Source organism: Methanobrevibacter woesei (assembly GCF_003111605.1).
Lineage (GTDB): Archaea > Methanobacteriota > Methanobacteria > Methanobacteriales > Methanobacteriaceae > Methanocatella > Methanocatella woesei.
Map to the genome: position 1 here is coordinate 67789 of NZ_MZGU01000002.1, position 19768 is coordinate 87556.

Genomic DNA, 19768 nt, shown 5'->3' on the forward strand with positions numbered 1-19768 from the left:
ACCAATTAAAGAGGACCAACATTTTCTTTTCCTTCACGAACGCCAGTTCCTGCCTCTTTTCTCATAGCTTTTGGATGGTACATCATTTTAATAAGATTTTGCGCATGTTCACGTGCCCTAGTTTCAGCTAGTTTTTTAAGCTCTTCTGGATCATCTTCTTCATCCTCATGGACAAAAACTTCTAGAATATGAGTATTAGTCATTAATTGTGCATTAATAAGACCAGTTGATGCTTCATGAGCACACATTTTATCTTTTTCCATTGGTCCAGGCATTCCCAATGCCATTACAATATCACAGTTTTCCTCTTCAATGAGAATTTTAGCAGTTACTGGTAAATCCTTAACACCAGGTACAGTTTCCCTAATTATCTTTAAATCAGTAGCATTTCTTTTTAATTCATCAATAGCTGCTCCACCCATATCAAATCTAGCAAAAGTAGTGTCACAAATTCCAATTCTCATTTATAAACCATCCATTATTAATCATTTAATAATAAATGTATAATCATTTTAATATATAAAATCATTTAATTAATTTTAAAAATGTTTCATATCCTTCTTCAATTGTTAAAGGATACTTCCCATTAAATGATATATCATCAGATTCAGATTCGATTTTTTTGAAAAAATTAGCTATAATCGGTAAATCAAGATTTGCTTTGTCAATAAGCACTTTATTTGAAAATATGTCTCTAGCAGTTCCATCACCAATTATTTCCCCTTCATGTAAGACATATACCCTATTAGCATACTGAGGCACTAAGTCTACATCATGAGTAGATATTATAATTGTAATTCCCTGCTCATTAAGTTCCTTTAAAAGATTAATTATCTTAGAAGCACCTTTAGGGTCAAGACCTGCTGTAGGTTCATCAAATACCATGATTTCAGGTTTCATTGCAAGTATTCCTGCAATAGCTACTCTTTTTTTCTGACCTCCACTAAGGTGGTGTGGTGCTTTTTTCTCAAATCCTGCCATTCCAACTCTTTCAAGTGCTTCATGAACTCTTTTCTGCACTTCTTCCATTGGCAGTTTCAGATTTAAAGGTCCAAAGGCAACATCTTCCTCTACACTTGGTGCAAATATCTGATCATCAGGATTTTGAAATACAAGACCTACTTTCTGTCTAAATTTTATTAAGGATTTTTTATCATATTTTAGCTTTTCCCCATCAATTATGATTTCACCATTGTCTGGTCTTAAAATACCATTAAAATGAAGAAACAGAGTTGATTTACCTGCACCATTTTTTCCAAGTAAAGCTACAATATCCCCTTTATCCACTTTTAGATTAACATTATTTAATGCTTCAGTACCATCATCATAAGAAAAAGTAATATTTCTTGCTTCCAACATCATTTATACCTCTATTTTACCGGTTCATAGACAGGTAATTCTCCATCATAACCTCTTGAGTCAAGAGAACACTGTAATGTTTCACTTTTTTCTAATGATTTTAAAAACATGTTTACTCCAAGTGAACTTAATGAATTAACAGAAGTTTTATAATCAACATAACCTAATCTTGTTTCTTGAGCTTTTTTCATAGTGTCTACCTGATTTAAAAAGATAAATATTGTATTATACATTAATAATGCAATTTCAATTAATGTTTTTGGAACTTTAGCTTTTCTAAGAGAGTATAAAATATTAGCTATTGGTGTTGTTAGTGCTAAAAATCCTAAACATGAAAAACATCCAAATACTCTGAAGAATGTGTGAATAGCTAAGTTTAGGGAATCTTCTCTAACAGCAATTCCAAATATTCCAGTATTATAAACTATTTCACCATTTCCAAAAAAGAACATTAAAAATAAACAGGTTATAAATGTGAATAAAAAAGGTATTGTAATGAATTTTAAGTAGTTTTTAATAGAAATCCCTGCAACTGCCATTATTAAAATAGCCATTAGAAGGAAAATAAAGCAATCAAGATATAGATTATCAAAAAATAAAGTGATTATCATTGCAACAACAGCAAAAATCATTTTAAAATCTGTATTTACAAATGATAATTTATTGTTGTGAGAAATATAATCTATATCAAATTTCATAAAATTCAAACCTCTTTTAATTATATACAACTAAAGATTATATAAATATTTTGATAATAAATAAAGTTTACTTGAATAAAAAATTTTTAAAATAAAAGAAACTTTAAAAAAAATAAAAAAAAAATAAAAAAAATTATTTATTTTCAGATTTGCCTCTCCAGTATCCAAAGAAGTAACCTACAATTAAAGCACCGATAGCTGCTTGAAGGGCAAATAATAGTGATTCTATTTCACCGCTTGGTGGCTCCCATATTGAGGAAAACCACGGTTCAAAACCAGTTTCTTCAATTGCTTCACCAGCAGCACCATCAGCACCACCAAAGTATCCATCATCTTCACCAAGTCCATTATACATAGCTAATGGAGCAATGAAGATTATTGCAACAATTACAAGTAAAATTATTGTTGTTTTAGTATCCATATTAAACACCTTAATTATATTGTAGATTCCTCTTTTCTTCCTAAAGAGCCTAACTTTTCAAGTAATTTAGGTTTATATTGTTTTAATTTATCCCATATGATTGCAGTTAATATTCCTTCACCAATAGCTAATGGAATTTGAGTAACAGCAAAGATTACTAAAAAATTAGCTAAAGATGCACCAAATGTTGGAGTAGGGAAAGCTAATGCTAATTCAAAAGAGGTTGCAACATAAGTTAAAAGATCTCCAAAGAATGCAGCGAAGAAAATTGCAATTGTAGAGGATATGTTATTTTTAACTAAAAATTTATATACAATCCAAGCTACAAATGGTCCAACAATACCCATAGAGAACACATTAGCTCCCAAAGTTGTTAAACCACCATGAGCAAGCAATAAAGCCTGGAAAAGTAAAACAATAGTAGCTAATACTGCAGCAGCAGCTGGACCAAAAATAGCTGCACTTAATCCATTACCTGTAGGATGTGAACAGCTTCCAGTAACAGAAGGAAGTTTTAAAGAGGATAAAACAAACATGAATGCTCCACTAACAGCTAATAATGCAGTTGATTCAGGAGTTTCTTCACGTGTTTTCTTTATTTGATAAATTCCATATACAATTACTGGTATTGATATAATATACCAAACAATACACCATTCCAAAGGTAAATATCCTTCCATAATATGCATAAAATCATTCCATATTTAATTATTATTTAATAAGAATCAATTAATTTTAATTATGAAGAGTATTAATTAAAGTTAAATTGATATTTAGTAATCTTAACTTTATAGTATATAAAGGTTGTGCATAGTAAAAATTTTATTAAATAAACACTAAAAATAAAAATATATATTAAAAACTCATGAGGAGTTCCAAATGAAAGTAAAAAACAATATTATTTTAGCATTAGATGTAATGAACATGAAAGAAGCTACAGAAATTTGTGAAAAACTTGAAAAGGATTTAGATACTATAAAAATAGGTTATCCACTTACATTAGCTGAAGGACTTGAAGCAGTATCTGAAATTAAAGAAACATTTAATTTTAAAGTAATTTGTGATTATAAAGTAGCTGACATCCCAGCAACTAACTCAAAAATATGTAATCAAACTTTTAAAGCCGGCGCTGATGCTATAATCTGTCATGGATTTGTAGGCCAAGACAGTGTACAGGCATGTGCAGATGAAGCTGGAGAATTCAATGCAGAAGTATTTCTTTTAACTGAAATGTCACATCCAGGTGCAAAATTATTCTTACAGGAAAATGCTGATGCAATTGCAAAAATGGGTGTTGATATGGGAATTAAAAACTATGTTGCACCTGCTACAAGAATCAATAGATTAAAAGAAATAAGAGAAATAGTTGGAAAAGATGCATTTATCATCTCCCCCGGTGTTGGAAAACAGGGAGGAGATGTAAAAGAGACTTTAACCTATGCAAATGCTGCAATTATAGGAAGATCAATCTATGAATCAGATGATTCTCAAAAAGCATTAAAAGATTTCATAAGTTTAATTTAATCTAGCATAAACAAGTCCAGCAAGTTCATAGCTTAATTCAAATAATAAGAACAATAGAAATACTTCAAATCCAAAAGCTCCAAAAAGAGCCAAAAGAAGTATTACAACTTTCATTACACATCTATATTCAAAAAATAGATTAACATACTTATTATTTGTTATTGAGCCTATTTTTTCATGGCCAATTTCATCCAATAATGCTGAAATCATAGCTATTATTAAAACAGCAATACTTAACTCTGGAATACCACATATTATACAGATTAATACATAAACAATTAATGTTGCAATGTGGTGTTTCCCATCTACTTTTAAAGCCAATAGATTTCCAATTAAAATAGCTATAAAAATATATGCTGAACCTGCATCCCAAATAGTGGCCAATGCAGACGCAACAGCACAGACAATTCCAAATATGATAGCTAATTTATTATTATGGCCTACATCAAAGTAGTCATCTGAATATTTCATTGAAAATCCAGATAAAATAAATAAAATAGCTAAAACAACAAAGTTCATCTAATCACTGTCTAATTTATCTAAAGCACCTGCTAATATTAATGGGAATATAACAGTTACATCACCAATAACAGTTGCCAAATCAGAACCGCATTTTGCTTTGGACCAGGATTTTGCCTCTTCAAGAGGAGCTCCACTTAAACTTCCAGTTTCCGGCCTATCCATAGTGATTTGAATAGCCATATCAAGTCCACCTTTAAGTAAATTGGAAGCTAAAGTGTAATGTTTTGTTAATCCTCCACCAAGAAGTATTCCACCTACTTTTTCACTGTTAAATACAATATCCGAAAGATAATGCATATCTTTAACAGCATCTACAGTAAAATCATGATCTTGGTTAAACATCCATAGCTGAAGACCAAACATGCTGTCAATAAGTCCAGGTGCAAAAATAGGAACATTATTACGTGCAGCATTAGCTAAAATAGAATTTTCATCATCAATTAAAAGACCAACTTCATATAATAGCTCCTGAATTGATACTACTTTCTTTTCACTAGCTATTTTTTCAAATATTTTGGTAATTTCCTTTTCAAATATTTCAAAATCCTCAGAACTTGTATAAACATCAGCTATTCTTCCAATACCCTGAGAATTTAGTTCTTCATCATCTCCACCGACATCACGATAATGAGAACCACCAAAGCTTTCAAGTAAATCATGAGTTATGTTAGCCCCACTTGATACAATTAAGTTAACCTGTCCATTTTTAATCATATCAGAAATTACAAATCTTAATCCTCCAGGTACAAGGGGACCACCTAAACTCATAAAAACATTTGTATCTTCATCAGCTATCATTTTTGCAAGTAAATTACATGCTCTGGAAACTCTACCTGACCCTAATACTCCAGAACCGTCAAATTCTTCTATTAATTCACTTACTTTCATATCTTTTTTAATTTTAATCTGGTTTACTTTCATGAAATCACTTGAGAAATAAATATAATTAAATAAAAATTAGAATAGGCAGGAAAAAAGTTATTTTTTACCTGCAAAAATAGGGAATTGTTTTAAATTAGCTAAAGACTCTATTAAATCAGTTCTTGTTATAATTCCAAGTATATCATTATCTTTATCTGCAACAACTAATCTTCCAAGTCCTTTTTTAAACATTATATCAACAGCATTAGCTATTTTCATATCTTCATCTACAATATAGACATTATCAGACATTACATCCCCAACAGATAGATTTTCTTTACCTTCAGCTACAGCCAAAACAATATCAGTTACAGAAAGCATTCCTACAGCTTTTCCTTTTTTCATTACAGGTGCTCCTTTAATGCTTTTTTCGGCAATGATAGCTGCTGCATCCCTTAATGAAGTATCAACAGTTAAAGAAATAATATCTCTTGATGCAATATCTCCAACAGTATTTTTAGGAATACTACGGATAGTTGTAGTGTCTACAAGGAGAATATTATCCATATCATCTCTGCCAACAATTTTACCCATAACTCCTAAATTATTAACAGGTGTTGGACCAACTCTAATGTTATCTCCTAAATTGAGGTCTTTGATGTTTCCTAAAACCTTAATAGCTGCTTCACATTCCCCTGGCTGTGGAACACTGGTAAATTCTATCTTTGCAACAGAAACTCCTTTTACTTCCTCACCATCTTTATATAAAGGTACATGATGATCTTTATCTGTAACTGTAATATTCAAGGAATGATAAGCTTCAACAGTAGGTTTGTAACCTCCTCTAGGACCTGGAACACCTTTAACTAAACCTAAACTCCTGAGAGATTGCATCTGATTACGAATAGTTCCTGGATTTCTATTCATTACCTCAGCAATATCTTCACCTTTTATGGACTTACCATTGGAAGATTGATATAGGTTAATTAAGTTTTGTAATATTTCTTTTTGTACAGATGTTAACATAAATCCACCATAAAAATATAAAATTTAATTATTAATTATGTTAAATCTTAAATATAAATATACTTATTCTAAATTATTTATAATTCATCATTTACAATTGATAAAACAATTTTTATTGATATTAATCTTATATAATATCTAGTTAATAAGTTTTAATAGAATTAGATTCTATTAATAAGTGAAAAAACACTACTTGAGGATAGCTATGAAAAAGAGATTAATTAAAAAGACTGGTGATAAAGTATCACCTTTAGGTTTTGGAGCTATGAGATTACCTCTAAAAAATGGTAAAATCGACCGTGAAGTAGCTAAAAAGCTCATATATCATGGAATTGATAATGGAATTAACTTCATTGACACAGCTGCATTATATGGTAATGGAGATAGTGAAAAGTTCCTTGGAGAAGTCCTTGTAGGAGAATATAAAGATAAAGTTCTATTATCTACAAAATTACCTGTTTATAAGATAAAAAAACATGAACAAATGAATAAAACCTTAAATAAACAGCTTGAAAGGCTTAACCGTGACTCCATTGATTATTATTTCTTACATAATATTGATCTGGAGAATATGAATCGTTTACTTAAATTAAATGTTATTAAATTTCTCACAGAGGCAAAAAAAGAAGGAAAAATAAAGCATGTTGGATTTTCCTATCACGGCAAAAGCAGAGAGTTTCCATTAATTGTTGACAGCTATGACTGGGACTGTGTAATGGTCCAGTATAATTTTATGGACTCAAATACTCAAGTTGACATTGATGGAGTAAAACATGCCTATGAAAAAGGCCTTGGAATATTTATAATGGAGCCTCTAAAAGGAGGTATTCTTGCAGGAAAGATGCCAAATAAAGCATCAAAAATATTAAATAAACAAGACCCTGAAAAAAGTACTACTGAATGGTCACTCTCATGGGTATTGAATCATCCAGAAGTAAGCTGCGTACTATCTGGAATGAATGAAATATCACAGATTGATGAAAATATAGCTATTGCATCGAAAGTAGAAAGCAATTCACTAACTTCTGGTGAAATAGAAACTTTAGATAAAGTAAAAGAAGTGATGCAGGATCTCTTAAAAATAAACTGCACATCATGTGGATATTGCATGCCCTGTCCTCGTAAAGTAAACATTCCTGAGTGTATTAAGATATATAATGAAAAATATCTCTTTAATCAGAAAGGTTTATTAACAGATGCATTTATTAATTATTTCACCTCAGTTGGAGGAGTTATGAATGAAAAAGGAAATGCAGGACTTTGCACTAGCTGTGGAGTATGCATTGAAAAATGTCCACAGCATTTAGATATTCCAAAAGAGCTTAAAAAGGTTAAAAATGAATTTGAAGGTCATGGATTTAATTTCAAGCTATGGTTTATAAAAAACATTGGAATGCCAATCTATCAAAAGTTCTTTTAAAAAGCATAGAATAGTTTTAAAAACTATAAACTAAATAGTAGTAACTAATAGGTGAATTATTATGAAATTAGAAGAAATGTTAGCACCATGCCCGAAATGTGGTTCTAAAGACAAAACAGCACATAGAAAAATGTTAGATAACCACCGTGCACATGCAGAATTAGATACTGTAAGATGTGACAACTGTGGATACATTTTCTTTGTAAATGACAACATAGAAGATGACGAGAAAAAAGAACTTCTTAAAGAGTTAAATAAATTCTATGGATAAAATGACATTTCATGTAATGATTATCCCTACTTTAAACTGTCCATCAAACTGTAAATACTGCTGGGGATCTGAAAACACAAAAGAAATAATGGACATATCAATTATTGATAATATAATTGAATGGTTAAAAGATTTCAGGCAAGATAAAGTTCATTTTACCTTCCACGGTGGAGAACCTCTTCTTGCAGGCTATGATTTTTATAGTGAAGCTCTTGAAAAATTATCTAACATCCCTAATTTCGAAGGATTTTCACTACAAAGTAATATCTGGCTTTTAAATCAGGACCTTATTGATTTATTTAAAAAATACAATGTTGTTATTAGTACAAGTATTGACGGGCCAAAAGAAATCAATGATTATCAAAGGGGAGAAGGCTACTTTGATAAAACAATGTCCAAATATGAACTAGCTAAAGAAAATGGACTTCCAATAAACTTTGTTTTAACTGTAACAGATTATTCTAAAGATTACAGTGATGAATTATATGATTTCTTTAAAGAACATAAAATGAACCTTAAAATACATGCTGCCTTACCTTCACTTAGGGGAGACAATGCAGATCCATGGGCATTAGACCAGGAAGAACATGGAAAGCTATTGATCGAATGGCTAGACAAATATCTCTATGATTTAGATAAATTTGTAATAAAAGACTTAGACCATATCTGTAAAAGCACTCTAAGAAGAAGAGGAACCTTATGTACTTTTGCAGATTGTATTGGTACAACACTAGCTATTGGAGCTGATGGTTCAATATATCCATGTTACCGTTTTGTAGGAATGGATGAATACATTTTAGGAAATGTTAAAGACAATCCTTCCTTTGATAAATTAAAAGAATCTGATGCATGGGCTAAATTACAGGAATTCAGAGATTATGTTGATGAAAACTGTAAAAAATGTAGATATGTGAAATACTGTGAAGGAGGATGTCCTTATAATGGAATTGTAGCATATCAAACACCAAAAGCAGTTGACCCTCAATGTACAGCCTATAAAATGATTTTTGGTGAAGTTTCAAAAAGAATGAACAAGGAATTTGCTAAAAATGCAATTCCAGGACTGGCTCCCAGTGGACCAAAATCAGAAGATGAACCATTTAGTATAATGGATTTAATGATGAAGCCATGAAAAATTTGTTACACTTAAATCATTATTTAATAAATATTAAAAAAAAAACTTATTATTAAAATATTTATCAAATAAGATTAATTTCATCACCACCATGACAAAATCCATTTAAACTTTTTTTTAATTAAATATTCTTGATTTTTCTAAAGTAATTGTAAAAAGAAAAAAGAGAATATTCAATTTAGACAAAAGCAAGATTTAACTCAGGAAGATTAACATTATTCGCGAGACTATTCCGTAAACGATTACTTACAGATTTATTATGTACAAGAACAACAATTAAAGTACTTAATTCAATCAATTTAGAAGTAACATTAATAGAAACATTAATTTTCTTAATATTCATTAAACTACTTTTATCAAATCCAAATAACTTAGAAGCATTTAAAAACTCAAAAGCACAAGGAATACCATTGATATCAAAATCAACTATAACATCATTAGACAACTCTAAAGAATAATCATAATCATAATTTCCATCATACTTTAACATTAAAGCATCACATTCATAATCATAATTTTTAATCAAAGGTTTACCTGAACTCATTTTCACCCATTCTCCTACTAGACTTAGCTTCATATGTAGTTATCATTTTCAAAGATTTAAACTCATTAATTACAATAATAAGATAAAAATCCTTATTCTCTTTATTAGGATACTTATAACATAGTTTAAATTTATTTTCAGCTTGCTTATTAATACCTAACAGTTCATGATTAAATAAAATATCAATCCATAGCTCTTTATTATCATGCCTTAAATCATTATTAAAATTAAAATGTTTTGTTGTGCGAATTTCAGATGCATCATTTAAAGAATTGATAATATCAATAGCCTCTTGAATAGAAAAATCTTTCATAATAATTTTTCCTTTAACATATTTTTTATATAAACTCAAAAATATAAATAATTTTACTTAATTTATTTATCTAATTTTTTAACATCTTAAGAATTTTACCATCATGAACATGATTCCATGTGGTTAATCCCATATGTTTTTTAGTATGGTCTGCTCTTTCATTGATAATCTCTGCTGCAGTTTGACCAGTATTGCATAATGTAATTTATTTTGAACTTTAGAATAGAATTCCCTTGCAGTTTCAGAGTCTTTATCATAATTCCAACTACATTCTTTAAAAATATCTGTAATTTTTTGATAAACTCTTCTTTCACTAGCTCATATTTCCTTAATCTTTTCTAGCAGTTCATCAAAATAATCTTTACCAAATCTAGAACCATTTTTTAATAATTCAGTATCTAATGCAAATCCTTTAACCATATACTCCATAAGAATCTTTGTAGCCCATTTACGGAACTGTGTAGCTTCTTTACTGTTAACACGATAGCCTACAGATATAATAGCATCAAGATTATAAAAATTTCTATTATATTTTTTTCCATCATTTGCAGTTGTTTCCATTTTGGAAATAACTGAATTTTTAGTTAATTCACCTTCATTAAAAATATTTTTTAAATGTTTACTAATAGCTGGAACATTAACATTAAACAGTTCAGCTATTGTTTTTTGTGTAGCCCACATTGTTTCATTTTCTTGATCAATAACAACATTAATTGAAACTGCACTTTCCTCATTTTTATATAATAAAGTTTCTACAAGATTATTAGTCATAATATTACAAATCCTAAAGTTATCAATAAAATCTACTTATCTCTTATTATTATCAAAAAAATCTTAATAAATATTTTTATTTATAAAACATATAACTTAGATAGAAAATGTTTAGAAAAAATTGTATGAATTAAACAAAATTTATATAATTACAAAAAATAATGGCTAAAATAAACATACTAAAAAAAGAAAGAAAGGAATAATTAAAGAAAAATAGCTATTTTTTAAAGGTTCTGATGAATTTATCTTTAATTATTTTAAGTAAAACGCCAACACCATGAGATACAGGGTTTTTTGTAGACCCGTCAACATCATATCTTACAGTAATTGGAACTTCAAGTATTTTAAGATTGTTATCGGCTGCATCAGCCAACATTTCACTTTCAATACCAAAACCAGTGTCTCTAAATCTGAAACATCCAACTGCTTTTTTTGAAAATGCCCTAAAACCACTTTGAGAATCAGTTACATGGATTCCACAGGAAATATTAGTAGCTATATCTAAAACTCTTTGACCTACACGTCTGTAAGCAGGAGTGTTTTCTTCAAATCCATCTAAATACCTGCTTCCATTAACCAAGTCAGCAGTTCCATCTAAAATAGGTTTTATAATAGCTGGAATCTCATCAGGATTATGTTGCCCATCACCATCAATAGTTACAACAACATCATAATCCCTAACTGCATTAAAACCTTTTTTTAGAGCTACTCCTTTTCCCTGGTTGGTTTTATTTGTTATTACCTTTGCACCATGAGAAATAGCTATTTTAGAAGTATTATCACTACTTCCATCATCAATTACCAATGCATCATCAACATATTTAAGGGATTTGTCAATAATTGAACCAATAGCTACCTCTTCGTTAAATGCAGGTATCAATACAATTGATTTCATATTCATTCTATTCTGTAGTAGTCTTTCATCCATTCTACAGTTCTTTTAATTCCTTCTTCAGGTGGAACTTTAGGATCATGTTTTAAATCACGAATAGCTTTTGAAAAATCAATAGTTTTAACTTTTGTTGTGAAATCTTCAGCTGGAGTGTAGGTTACAAGAGAATCATCTACTCCAACAGCATCAAGAACCATATCAGAGTACTGTTTAATATCTCTTTCCCATTCCTGTTTACTTCCTACATTGTAAACTTCTCCAGGAATGAAGTTATCTACGATATTTGCAAAGGTTCTGACAGTGTCTTCCACATAGTCAATAATTCTTTTATGACCCATATGTACTGAGTATGGAAGTCCATGTAGAGCTTTATATATGAAAATTGGAATAAATCCTTTATATGGTGAGTAAGCTTCATGTGGTCCATAACAGTTTACTGGACGAACCCTAACAGTTTCAGTTCCAAACATAGTAGCCGAATTCATACACATTAATTCTCCAGCCCATTTAGAGATTGCATAATCGTTCATCTGGTAGGTTTCAGATATTGGTCTGTTTTCCATTACATCTTCGCTCATAACTCCTTCATAGTCTCCGTAAACTTCAGCTGAGGAAAATGAAATCATTCTGTAGCCTAATTTTTCCTGAAGACGAATCATGTTTTTAAGACCGATTACATTGGTTTCCCAAAGGTTTTCATAGTAACCTTCACCATTCCATCTTCCATATTCTGCAGCAAGATGGTAAACATAGTCAAAGTCATCATTGTCTTCGAAAATCCTTTCCATTTGACGGTAACTTCTTACATCTCCACGGACATAGTCAGAGTAGGAATCAGAGTATAAATCTGCTTCTTCTTCATGATGTAACAAGTCTACAGCTAGTACTTCATGTCCACGGGATCTTAATTCATTTACAAGGTTAGTACCAATAAAACCACTACCACCAGTAACTAAAATTCTTTGAGTTTCCATAATATTTTCTCCTTAAACAATTGTTCTAAGATATTCTAATAAGTCTTCTCTTGATTCTTCATCATCCATTGCAAATTCAATTGATGTTTTAAGCCATTCTAAACGATTACCTATATCATAGGTTTTTCCTTCAAAGGTATTTCCATATATTGCATCTAATTTAGATAAAGCATCAGTAAGTTGGATTTCACCACCAACACCAGGTTCTGTTTCATTAATTTTATCAAATATATCTGGTGTTAAAACATATCTTCCCATAATAGCTAAATTTGATGGTGCTTCACTCATTGGAGGTTTTTCAACAAGCTGATTGATTTTATAAACATCCTTTTCAATTTCTTCCCCTTTGATAATTCCATATCTTTCCACTTTTTCCATTGGAACTGCTTCAAGAGAAATAGCTGATGCATCATATTTATTGTAAATATCAATTAACTGTTTTGTACATGGAGTATCTCCTTTTGTAATTGTATCTCCAAGCATAACAGCAAATGGTTCATCACCAACATGTTTTCTTGCACAGTATATTGCATCTCCAAGTCCTTTCTGTTCTTTTTGACGGATATAACAAATATCTGCTAAATCAGTGATATCTCTAATTTGTTTTAGGTATTTGTCTTTTCCAGCAACCTCTAATGTATGTTCCAGTTCAAAGGATTTGTCAAAATGATCTTCAATAGACCTTTTGTTTTTACCTGTTACAATAAGAATATCATCAATACCTGAAGCTACTGCTTCTTCGATTACATATTGAATTGTAGGTTTATCAAAAACTGGCAACATCTCTTTTGGTTGCGCCTTTGTTGCAGGCAGGAATCTTGTTCCAAAACCAGCAGCAGGAATAACAGCTTTCATATATTTATCACCATGTAAATTATTTTATACTATTTATATATCTTAATATTTAAATAGTTAATTCATTTTAAAAAGTAGTTTTAATAATTAGAAACTAAATTATTCTTGGTTAAATAAAAAAGCAGTTAATAAAAGTTAGTTTTTGAAAAAAATAAAAAGGTTTGAGTGCGGGAGACGGGACTTGAACCCGCGAAGGGACTAACCCAATAGGCCCTCAACCTATCGCCTTTGACCACTCGACCACCCCCGCAAGAGAGTAACAAAATAAACAGTAATAATTAGTTTATTTGAAATTATATATAAACTTAACTATTTTAAAGGATTTTAACTAATGAAAATGAAAAAATTAAGATTATTATTTTAACTTAAAGACATTAAACTTTTTACAGTCTTCTGGATAAATGATGCTATAATAATGTTTAAATGAAGATGCAGGCAAATTTCTTTTTCTATCAATCATTTTACTCCACATTTCTTCAGCATCATCTTCAAAGATTATATTTTTCTCTAAGGCTTGAACTAGTATAATTGAAGATGTTAAAATATACAAATCATTATCCTTAATATAAAATTCAATATCTGATAAATTATTACTTGCAATAACCCCCTCATTTTGTATAGCCAGTGCTAATGCTGCTGCCTCTCCTTTACCAATACATTTTTCATCTTCATGCCAAACACCATTTTTAATTTGTTCATATACATAATACTCTTTATCTTTGATGCTAATATCTTTAATTTCAATAAAATTATCTCTTTTATACTGTTCTAATTCCTTTTTTATTATTGGAGGAGAATTAGGATGAGACAATTCATCATATACCTGTTTTGGTATTATAATCTTTGAAAATAATTTATTTAACAAATCTCCTTCTCCAATAACTAAAAAAGAAACTAAACAATCAGTATCATAAAAAATAGGAGAATCAATCAAATAGATCACTCTCATTTAAATTATAAACAATATCAGACCGGTACATATCAAGAAGAAGTTCATCTTTTTTACCAGCAGAAATTTTATTTTTCAAAAAAGCCTTTTCAGTTAAAGATATAAAAGCACCTAAAGAGAAATATTGCATACTTTTTCTAGAAGGTTCATATAATTCTGTACTGAAACCTCTTTTAGCAGCTTCTGCTTTAATACTTCCTTTAAATTCATCAAATTCTTCAGCTGTAATTAAATTCTCTTGCATTAATCTAACTAACATTGCATGATGACTAATTTTAAAATATTGTTCACACTTTATAATATCCTCTAAAGACCACTTTTCAATGTTATGCTTCTTAATAAATCTCTTTAAAGCAACTGGAGGTAATAAAAAAGAAGATGCAAAATTATTTGCTCTTTTTTCATTATCATTATTTGATTGCTCGTTTTTGCATATTATTGTATCAATATCATCATACAAAATATGATAAATTTCATGAGCTAAAGTAAAATTTTGCCTGCCTTTAGAATGTTCAGAATTAATGATAATCAATATATCATTATTATTTTTAGAACATGCCCCACTAACTAGATCACCTAAAGGCAACCAAAGTAATGTTAAATTATTTATCTTTTCTAAAACCAAAGAAGAAATATCAATAGGATTTGTATTATTAACTCCCCAATCATCTCTTAATTCTTCAGATAACTCATTAATATCAGAAATCATTGATTATTCCCCATTTAATTTTCTAAGTAGTTCTAAATTATTCATTACTGAGTTAATTTTTGCAACAACATTTAAATCAACATCATTTCCATCAGATCTAAATGCAACACTTCTTTTTTGATAATTATCTGCTTTTCCCAAAATATAATCAGGTGAACAATTATATAATTGACATATTTTATCCAATAAAGATAAATTTAAAGTTCTTTCACCTTTTTCAATTCTAGATATATATGCTTGGTCAATATCTAAATATTCAGCTATTTGTTTCTGCGTATAACCATAATCCTTCCTTAATATTTTTAATCTATCTCCTACCACACTCATATTATCACCAGCAACACACTAAAAAATAAACACCTAATTAATAATATGGCATAATAAATATATAAATTTTATTTTAAAAATATGACAATACTTTAAAAAAATATAAATTTAGCAATTAGTAATCAGTATCAATTTTTTTAATTGCATTATAAACTCTTTCACAGTTATGTTTATCTTTAAATTCAAAGAAGTCATCAACTCTTTTCCTATATTTATCCTTCATTTGACAGTTATTTACAATATAATCCATAATTAAGTTAACAAGACTTTCATGATCATGAATAACTTCCCCAAAGCCCATTTTCTCATAATCAAAATAGCTTTCCTCTAAATCGAAATGATAATCCGCAGAATAATGGTAATATACAACTGGCTTCTTAAGATAAGCAAAATCAAAAGCTATTGAAGAGTAATCTGTTATGATTAAAGAGGAATGGGTGAAAATATCATTGTACTTTCTCTCAGTATCTATAGTAACATAATCATTGGTTTCAAATAAATCAATGAAACGATAAACATTAGGATGAGGCTTAAAAGTCAACTTATAACCATGTAATCTGCAAAATTCAATTAAACGTTCATCATTAATTAAGTCATTGTAAATATTGAAGTAATTTGATTTCAAGATATTTTCCTTTGTGGAATGATGGAAATATCTTCTCCATGAAGGCATGATAACTATTTCGCGATTATTTGCTTTTTTCTCAAGAAAATCAAATCTTGGAAAACCTAATAGCTGAACAACTTCCTTATGATAATTATATGGAAACATAAAGAATGATTCAAGCTCTTCTTTAGATGAAGTAACAATTAAAGAGATATTCTTATCTGCCTTGTTAAGCCATCCTGAAATATTATCCTTAGTAATACCATGCTGTAGGAATACGAGTTTAAAACGTGTAAGACCTGATAAAAATGGATAATTTCCCCAGTATGGATAAACTAAACCATTATCAGGGTGAGATGAGATTACTTTCTCTGCAAATAATGCATAGATTCTATGTTTTACAGATCCATATTCTATGGTTTTTCCAATTTGAGAAACATCATTAAATGCAATATTATTTCTATTTAATACAAATACCTTTTCAATACCATCATCTTGCCCAACAGCATACTTAAACATGGCCAAACCATTATCATCAGCCAAATATGGCAAGTCCATGAAAATCCAAATCCTTTTAGATGCAAAAAATGGAAGTAGCATAAAGTAGATTATTCTTAATAAAACACCAGTTTTCCATCCCTGCTTTTTCTCACGAAGCATTGAAGTTAATGTTAAAATCTCATTTTTAAATACTCTCTGGAAATTCCTTGGTTTAACAGTGATTTCATTATAGTCAACTCTACTAACATATTCTTTAGACAGTAAATATTTGGAAATGTTAGATAACCTACATGGCCTGTTAAATTCAATTAAAAGATTGTGAAAATCTGGGAAATTAGATTTGAACTTGATATGAGTAACTTTAGAAGTTATTGGAATATAAACCTCAAAGTTATTGTTATAGCCATATTTAAAGTTTAGAGAGTACTTATCCCTTTGAGGATATTGAAGCTCTTTACATTCATAGAACTTATTATTAGCTTCAACGAATATGCTGCCTTTTTCATTGAAAAAGGTTGTAAGCACCCCTGAAATATAAATCATATCATTCCTAATTTCATAAATATCAATGAAAATCTGATTTAACTCCAAATCATCAGTTAAAATATCTCTAATTAATCTTTTTTTATCTCCCCAAACATTTGAAAGATTAATATATTCGCCTTTAAGATACTTTAAAAATATAATATGTGCCTTAAGCTGATTTGAAATGTTTTTTTGATTAATTATTACCTTATCATCAATATTTTGTAAAATAATAATCAGATTCTTAAAAAGAATACCAATTTCTGTTTCAGATAAGATATTATCAACAGCATTAACCATGAAAACCCATTGGAGATCATACATTATTACATACTGTATGAACTTTAAGATCCTACCATACTTATATTTAGACTCATTAAGGAGTTTAAAATAGAAATGTTCAACTCTTGATGTGTAAAAGGTTTTTGTATTAGTGGAATAATCTAAAAGGGAATTTTTAGCCTCAAATTTCCTATAATGATATTCAGCTCCTGAAACAACCCCTATTTTTAACTTATTTAAAAGAATCTCATTTATAAAAAGAGCATCTTCTGATGTTTTTAAATTTTCATCAAATCTTAAATCACCAATAGCTTCAGCTTTAATAAAAGATGAAGGAGCAGATAACTGGATATTTTTAGGTTCTTTTAATAAATCAATTACTCTGCTTTTTTTAAATTTAAAATTTAATGGATGAGCTCCTTTTTTTGCCCCAAAATAATAAATAGGAATTGAAACCAAATCCACTTCATCATAATGCTTTTCAAAAAAATTTAAAACTTTTTTAAAGGCATTTCTAGAAATATAATCATCACTATCTAAAAAATTAATATATTTACCCTTAGCTTCATTTAAACCTAGATTCCTAGCATGTGATGACCCAAAACATTTCTTAGTTGAAACATACTTAAAGTTCTGAGGGTACTCAACATTATACTTCAAACAGATATCTTCTGTATTATCAACACTTCCATCATTAACAACAATAATTTGAATATTATCCTCAAAATCCAAACTTTGATTAATAATAGATTCAATAGCTTCCCTTAAATACAAATCTGAGTTATAACTTGCAATAATTACAGAAAATAGAAATTTATGTTGAATCTTAAAGTCCCCCTAAGATTATAATCAAATCCATAAACTTAAAAAAATATATTTATCATTATCTATATAAAGTTATTATAATAAATCTTTTGGTGATAAACTTATGAAAAAATTATATTTGGTTTTAATCCTGTTGATTCTAGCATTAATTTTGGTAAATTACTACAATGAAACTGGATTTGATTTTAATGACAATAAAGCGCAAATCAATGAAAGTGAATTCAATATCCCTGATAATTTTGTTGTTGAAAATCAGACAGGAAATTACCTTGAACTTTATGATTCATCTAAAAATATAACAATAGAAATGACTCATTTAAACAATAATACATCAATTGAAAGTTATTTCCAAAGAGCTGCAAATGAAACAATGACAGTAAATAATGAAACAACAACAATGTCAAATATTGATGTATATGTAACTTATCGCCATACAGATTTTACAAATTCAACACAAGCATTCTTTGAAAAAGATGGACACAATTACCGTCTATGGGGTTTGAATTATCACAATGATGATATGGATTACTTCTCACAAGTATTTAATGAGATAATTTCATCCCTAAGACCAGTAGATCAAGGATATATTGCATAAAGCAAATATCCTTTAATACTTTTTTTTAAAAAAAAAAAAATTATTTAATAGTAAATCTATTTTTTCTTTTGTTATAAACAAGTAATTTCTGAATGAAATCTAGGGAATCCTCAACATTTAAAGATTTCAATATTTTATCAATTTCATCAAAAACAAGTGTTTCATTAGGAATTACATTGTAAATAAAAACATCACTTACATAATTATCCATAGTATTTGAATCTTCTTGTTTAAAAGCCCCTAAATAATCTTTAGTGAAAAAAACATCATCTTGTATAATTTCAACAGGATTACCACTTAAAAAACAGTTAGATTTACAAATATAATTTGGCGGAACATAAGAATTGTTATCAACAGTAGTGCCTGACCCTAACCTGGCACCAGAAGCAATATATGACAAATGTCCTAACCAGACATGATCACCAATAAGAACAGAACCAGGATAATTTACTCTCTCCTTTGTTGAGCCAGAAAAAAGAGGATAAGCAAAAGAAGTTCTTATATTAGTACCACTACCAATATTACAGTCATCCCCTATAATTAGATTCTGATGTTCCTGAACATTTATATTAATAGGAGCAGTCATATTGTTGTCTCTTCCAAAAAAGATAACAGAATCATGATAAACCTGTAGAATTAAAGGGTAAATAGCATTTGGTGAAGAAGATAAATAAATTAAAGAGTTATTACCTTCAAAATAAATTTTTGCATTATAAAGTTTAACATCTCTTTCACAATAAAATAAATTGTTTTTTCCATTAAAACGAACAATTGAATTAACAAATTCTGGTTTGCCAATAAAAGAATTATCTTTTAAATCATTAATTTGATCAATATTGCTTACTGACTCCATAGTAACACC

23 protein-coding genes, 1 tRNA gene and 1 pseudogene are annotated in these 19768 nt (G+C 29.1%); 5 read left to right on the forward strand and 20 right to left on the reverse strand.

Annotated features, from left to right (window positions below):
- Positions 1 to 5: 5 nt before the first annotated feature.
- The 5 genes from ribC to MBBWO_RS00700 all read right to left on the reverse strand — a co-directional run bounded on the left by ribC (position 6) and on the right by MBBWO_RS00700 (position 3167).
- Positions 6 to 464 (reverse strand): riboflavin synthase, encoded by a 459-nt coding sequence (ribC, locus tag MBBWO_RS00680; RefSeq protein WP_116668967.1) that lies wholly within the window; start codon positions 462 to 464, stop codon positions 6 to 8.
- Between the two features lie 61 nt (positions 465 to 525).
- Positions 526 to 1359 (reverse strand): ATP-binding cassette domain-containing protein, encoded by an 834-nt coding sequence (locus MBBWO_RS00685; protein ID WP_116669101.1) that lies wholly within the window; start codon positions 1357 to 1359, stop codon positions 526 to 528.
- An 11-nt stretch (positions 1360 to 1370) separates the two neighbouring features.
- A complete protein-coding gene (cbiQ, locus tag MBBWO_RS00690) occupies positions 1371 to 2057 on the reverse strand; it encodes a cobalt ECF transporter T component CbiQ (protein WP_116668968.1) in 687 nt (228 codons plus the stop codon).
- A gap of 133 nt (positions 2058 to 2190) precedes the next feature.
- The gene (locus tag MBBWO_RS00695; RefSeq protein WP_116668969.1) at positions 2191 to 2478 is read right to left on the reverse strand and encodes an energy-coupling factor ABC transporter substrate-binding protein; all 288 of its coding nucleotides are present in this window, start codon (positions 2476 to 2478) and stop codon (positions 2191 to 2193) included.
- Positions 2479 to 2492: 14 nt separating this feature from the next.
- Positions 2493 to 3167, reverse strand: coding sequence for an energy-coupling factor ABC transporter permease (locus MBBWO_RS00700; protein ID WP_116668970.1), 675 nt, complete (start codon positions 3165 to 3167; stop codon positions 2493 to 2495).
- 190 nt (positions 3168 to 3357) lie between these two features.
- Here MBBWO_RS00700 and pyrF point away from each other — a divergent pair, with 190 nt between their 5' ends.
- Positions 3358 to 4002, forward strand: coding sequence for an orotidine-5'-phosphate decarboxylase (gene pyrF, locus MBBWO_RS00705; protein ID WP_116668971.1), 645 nt, complete (start codon positions 3358 to 3360; stop codon positions 4000 to 4002).
- On the opposite strand, the gene MBBWO_RS00710 is transcribed toward pyrF, so the two are convergent.
- Genes MBBWO_RS00710 through MBBWO_RS00720 form a run of 3 tightly spaced genes read right to left on the reverse strand, consistent with a single transcriptional unit; the run spans position 3994 to position 6411 of the window.
- Positions 3994 to 4521 carry a hypothetical protein gene (locus MBBWO_RS00710; RefSeq protein ID WP_116668972.1) on the reverse strand — a complete coding sequence of 176 codons (528 nt, stop codon included), beginning with the start codon at positions 4519 to 4521 and terminating at the stop codon, positions 3994 to 3996. The two genes, pyrF and MBBWO_RS00710, sit on opposite strands and share 9 nt — an antisense overlap.
- On the reverse strand, positions 4522 to 5445 hold the full coding sequence (locus MBBWO_RS00715; RefSeq protein WP_116668973.1) for a deoxyhypusine synthase: 924 nt from the start codon (positions 5443 to 5445) through the stop codon (positions 4522 to 4524).
- A 57-nt stretch (positions 5446 to 5502) separates the two neighbouring features.
- Positions 5503 to 6411: a CBS domain-containing protein gene (locus MBBWO_RS00720; RefSeq protein ID WP_116668974.1), complete on the reverse strand. Its 909-nt coding sequence runs from the start codon at positions 6409 to 6411 to the stop codon at positions 5503 to 5505.
- A gap of 205 nt (positions 6412 to 6616) precedes the next feature.
- Between MBBWO_RS00720 and MBBWO_RS00725 the strand changes: the two genes are divergently transcribed.
- The 3 genes from MBBWO_RS00725 to MBBWO_RS00735 all read left to right on the forward strand — a co-directional run bounded on the left by MBBWO_RS00725 (position 6617) and on the right by MBBWO_RS00735 (position 9234).
- Positions 6617 to 7831 carry an aldo/keto reductase gene (locus tag MBBWO_RS00725; protein ID WP_116668975.1) on the forward strand — a complete coding sequence of 405 codons (1215 nt, stop codon included), beginning with the start codon at positions 6617 to 6619 and terminating at the stop codon, positions 7829 to 7831.
- A 61-nt stretch (positions 7832 to 7892) separates the two neighbouring features.
- A complete protein-coding gene (locus tag MBBWO_RS00730; RefSeq protein ID WP_116668976.1) occupies positions 7893 to 8102 on the forward strand; it encodes a TIGR04165 family Cys-rich peptide in 210 nt (69 codons plus the stop codon).
- 1 nt (position 8103) lies between these two features.
- Entirely contained in the window at positions 8104 to 9234 is a 1131-nt protein-coding gene (locus tag MBBWO_RS00735; RefSeq protein WP_116669102.1) for a TIGR04083 family peptide-modifying radical SAM enzyme, read from the forward strand.
- Positions 9235 to 9415: 181 nt separating this feature from the next.
- Here MBBWO_RS00735 and MBBWO_RS00740 read toward each other — a convergent pair whose 3' ends face one another.
- The 11 genes and pseudogenes from MBBWO_RS00740 to MBBWO_RS00790 form a co-directional block, all read right to left on the reverse strand.
- Positions 9416 to 9781 carry a DUF2283 domain-containing protein gene (locus MBBWO_RS00740; RefSeq protein WP_116668977.1) on the reverse strand — a complete coding sequence of 122 codons (366 nt, stop codon included), beginning with the start codon at positions 9779 to 9781 and terminating at the stop codon, positions 9416 to 9418.
- Positions 9768 to 10094 carry a hypothetical protein gene (locus MBBWO_RS00745; protein WP_116668978.1) on the reverse strand — a complete coding sequence of 109 codons (327 nt, stop codon included), beginning with the start codon at positions 10092 to 10094 and terminating at the stop codon, positions 9768 to 9770. Before MBBWO_RS00745 ends, MBBWO_RS00740 begins: the two co-directional genes overlap by 14 nt.
- Positions 10095 to 10164: 70 nt before the next feature.
- A pseudogene (gene rhuM, locus MBBWO_RS08215) lies at positions 10165 to 10865 on the reverse strand (RhuM family protein).
- A 217-nt stretch (positions 10866 to 11082) separates the two neighbouring features.
- Positions 11083 to 11793, reverse strand: a complete 711-nt coding sequence (locus MBBWO_RS00755) for a glycosyltransferase family 2 protein (protein WP_243408443.1) — start codon at positions 11791 to 11793, stop codon at positions 11083 to 11085.
- Positions 11763 to 12731 carry an NAD-dependent epimerase/dehydratase family protein gene (locus MBBWO_RS00760; protein ID WP_116668979.1) on the reverse strand — a complete coding sequence of 323 codons (969 nt, stop codon included), beginning with the start codon at positions 12729 to 12731 and terminating at the stop codon, positions 11763 to 11765. Before MBBWO_RS00760 ends, MBBWO_RS00755 begins: the two co-directional genes overlap by 31 nt.
- 12 nt (positions 12732 to 12743) lie before the next feature.
- Complete coding sequence (gene galU, locus MBBWO_RS00765) at positions 12744 to 13586, reverse strand: UTP--glucose-1-phosphate uridylyltransferase GalU (protein WP_116668980.1); 843 nt, start codon at positions 13584 to 13586, stop codon at positions 12744 to 12746.
- A gap of 166 nt (positions 13587 to 13752) precedes the next feature.
- A tRNA-Leu gene (locus tag MBBWO_RS00770) sits at positions 13753 to 13836 on the reverse strand.
- A 105-nt stretch (positions 13837 to 13941) separates the two neighbouring features.
- Positions 13942 to 14520 carry a hypothetical protein gene (locus MBBWO_RS00775; RefSeq protein ID WP_116668981.1) on the reverse strand — a complete coding sequence of 193 codons (579 nt, stop codon included), beginning with the start codon at positions 14518 to 14520 and terminating at the stop codon, positions 13942 to 13944.
- On the reverse strand, positions 14513 to 15244 hold the full coding sequence (locus MBBWO_RS00780; RefSeq protein ID WP_116668982.1) for an ImmA/IrrE family metallo-endopeptidase: 732 nt from the start codon (positions 15242 to 15244) through the stop codon (positions 14513 to 14515). The genes MBBWO_RS00775 and MBBWO_RS00780 overlap by 8 nt, the downstream gene beginning before the upstream one ends.
- Before the next feature lie 3 nt (positions 15245 to 15247).
- Positions 15248 to 15571 (reverse strand): helix-turn-helix domain-containing protein, encoded by a 324-nt coding sequence (locus tag MBBWO_RS00785; protein WP_116668983.1) that lies wholly within the window; start codon positions 15569 to 15571, stop codon positions 15248 to 15250.
- A gap of 115 nt (positions 15572 to 15686) precedes the next feature.
- Positions 15687 to 18260, reverse strand: coding sequence for a bifunctional glycosyltransferase/CDP-glycerol:glycerophosphate glycerophosphotransferase (locus tag MBBWO_RS00790; protein WP_243408444.1), 2574 nt, complete (start codon positions 18258 to 18260; stop codon positions 15687 to 15689).
- Positions 18261 to 18414: 154 nt separating this feature from the next.
- Here MBBWO_RS00790 and MBBWO_RS00795 point away from each other — a divergent pair, with 154 nt between their 5' ends.
- Positions 18415 to 18906, forward strand: a complete 492-nt coding sequence (locus tag MBBWO_RS00795) for a hypothetical protein (protein ID WP_116668985.1) — start codon at positions 18415 to 18417, stop codon at positions 18904 to 18906.
- 40 nt (positions 18907 to 18946) lie between these two features.
- Here the strand turns inward: MBBWO_RS00795 and MBBWO_RS00800 are convergent, their stop codons facing one another.
- Positions 18947 to 19759 carry an acyltransferase gene (locus MBBWO_RS00800; RefSeq protein WP_116668986.1) on the reverse strand — a complete coding sequence of 271 codons (813 nt, stop codon included), beginning with the start codon at positions 19757 to 19759 and terminating at the stop codon, positions 18947 to 18949.
- Positions 19760 to 19768: the final 9 nt, after the last annotated feature.

What these genes read in the sequence shown, in the direction of transcription:
- MBBWO_RS00745 (WP_116668978.1), bottom strand. Translation starts at nt 10,094, where the DNA reads ATGAAAGATTTTTCTATTCAAGAGGCTATTGATATTATCAATTCTTTA.
- MBBWO_RS00685 (WP_116669101.1), bottom strand. Translation starts at nt 1,359, where the DNA reads ATGTTGGAAGCAAGAAATATTACTTTTTCTTATGATGATGGTACTGAA.
- MBBWO_RS00755 (WP_243408443.1), bottom strand. Translation starts at nt 11,793, where the DNA reads ATGGATGAAAGACTACTACAGAATAGAATGAATATGAAATCAATTGTA.
- MBBWO_RS00760 (WP_116668979.1), bottom strand. Translation starts at nt 12,731, where the DNA reads ATGGAAACTCAAAGAATTTTAGTTACTGGTGGTAGTGGTTTTATTGGT.
- MBBWO_RS00720 (WP_116668974.1), bottom strand. Translation starts at nt 6,411, where the DNA reads ATGTTAACATCTGTACAAAAAGAAATATTACAAAACTTAATTAACCTA.
- MBBWO_RS00740 (WP_116668977.1), bottom strand. Translation starts at nt 9,781, where the DNA reads ATGAGTTCAGGTAAACCTTTGATTAAAAATTATGATTATGAATGTGAT.
- MBBWO_RS00795 (WP_116668985.1), top strand. Translation starts at nt 18,415, where the DNA reads ATGAAAAAATTATATTTGGTTTTAATCCTGTTGATTCTAGCATTAATT.
- MBBWO_RS00695 (WP_116668969.1), bottom strand. Translation starts at nt 2,478, where the DNA reads ATGGATACTAAAACAACAATAATTTTACTTGTAATTGTTGCAATAATC.
- MBBWO_RS00715 (WP_116668973.1), bottom strand. Translation starts at nt 5,445, where the DNA reads ATGAAAGTAAACCAGATTAAAATTAAAAAAGATATGAAAGTAAGTGAA.
- MBBWO_RS00800 (WP_116668986.1), bottom strand. Translation starts at nt 19,759, where the DNA reads ATGGAGTCAGTAAGCAATATTGATCAAATTAATGATTTAAAAGATAAT.
- MBBWO_RS00725 (WP_116668975.1), top strand. Translation starts at nt 6,617, where the DNA reads ATGAAAAAGAGATTAATTAAAAAGACTGGTGATAAAGTATCACCTTTA.
- MBBWO_RS00710 (WP_116668972.1), bottom strand. Translation starts at nt 4,521, where the DNA reads ATGAACTTTGTTGTTTTAGCTATTTTATTTATTTTATCTGGATTTTCA.
- MBBWO_RS00730 (WP_116668976.1), top strand. Translation starts at nt 7,893, where the DNA reads ATGAAATTAGAAGAAATGTTAGCACCATGCCCGAAATGTGGTTCTAAA.
- pyrF (WP_116668971.1), top strand. Translation starts at nt 3,358, where the DNA reads ATGAAAGTAAAAAACAATATTATTTTAGCATTAGATGTAATGAACATG.
- MBBWO_RS00780 (WP_116668982.1), bottom strand. Translation starts at nt 15,244, where the DNA reads ATGATTTCTGATATTAATGAGTTATCTGAAGAATTAAGAGATGATTGG.
- MBBWO_RS00785 (WP_116668983.1), bottom strand. Translation starts at nt 15,571, where the DNA reads ATGAGTGTGGTAGGAGATAGATTAAAAATATTAAGGAAGGATTATGGT.
- cbiQ (WP_116668968.1), bottom strand. Translation starts at nt 2,057, where the DNA reads ATGAAATTTGATATAGATTATATTTCTCACAACAATAAATTATCATTT.
- MBBWO_RS00735 (WP_116669102.1), top strand. Translation starts at nt 8,104, where the DNA reads ATGACATTTCATGTAATGATTATCCCTACTTTAAACTGTCCATCAAAC.
- ribC (WP_116668967.1), bottom strand. Translation starts at nt 464, where the DNA reads ATGAGAATTGGAATTTGTGACACTACTTTTGCTAGATTTGATATGGGT.
- MBBWO_RS00700 (WP_116668970.1), bottom strand. Translation starts at nt 3,167, where the DNA reads ATGCATATTATGGAAGGATATTTACCTTTGGAATGGTGTATTGTTTGG.
- galU (WP_116668980.1), bottom strand. Translation starts at nt 13,586, where the DNA reads ATGAAAGCTGTTATTCCTGCTGCTGGTTTTGGAACAAGATTCCTGCCT.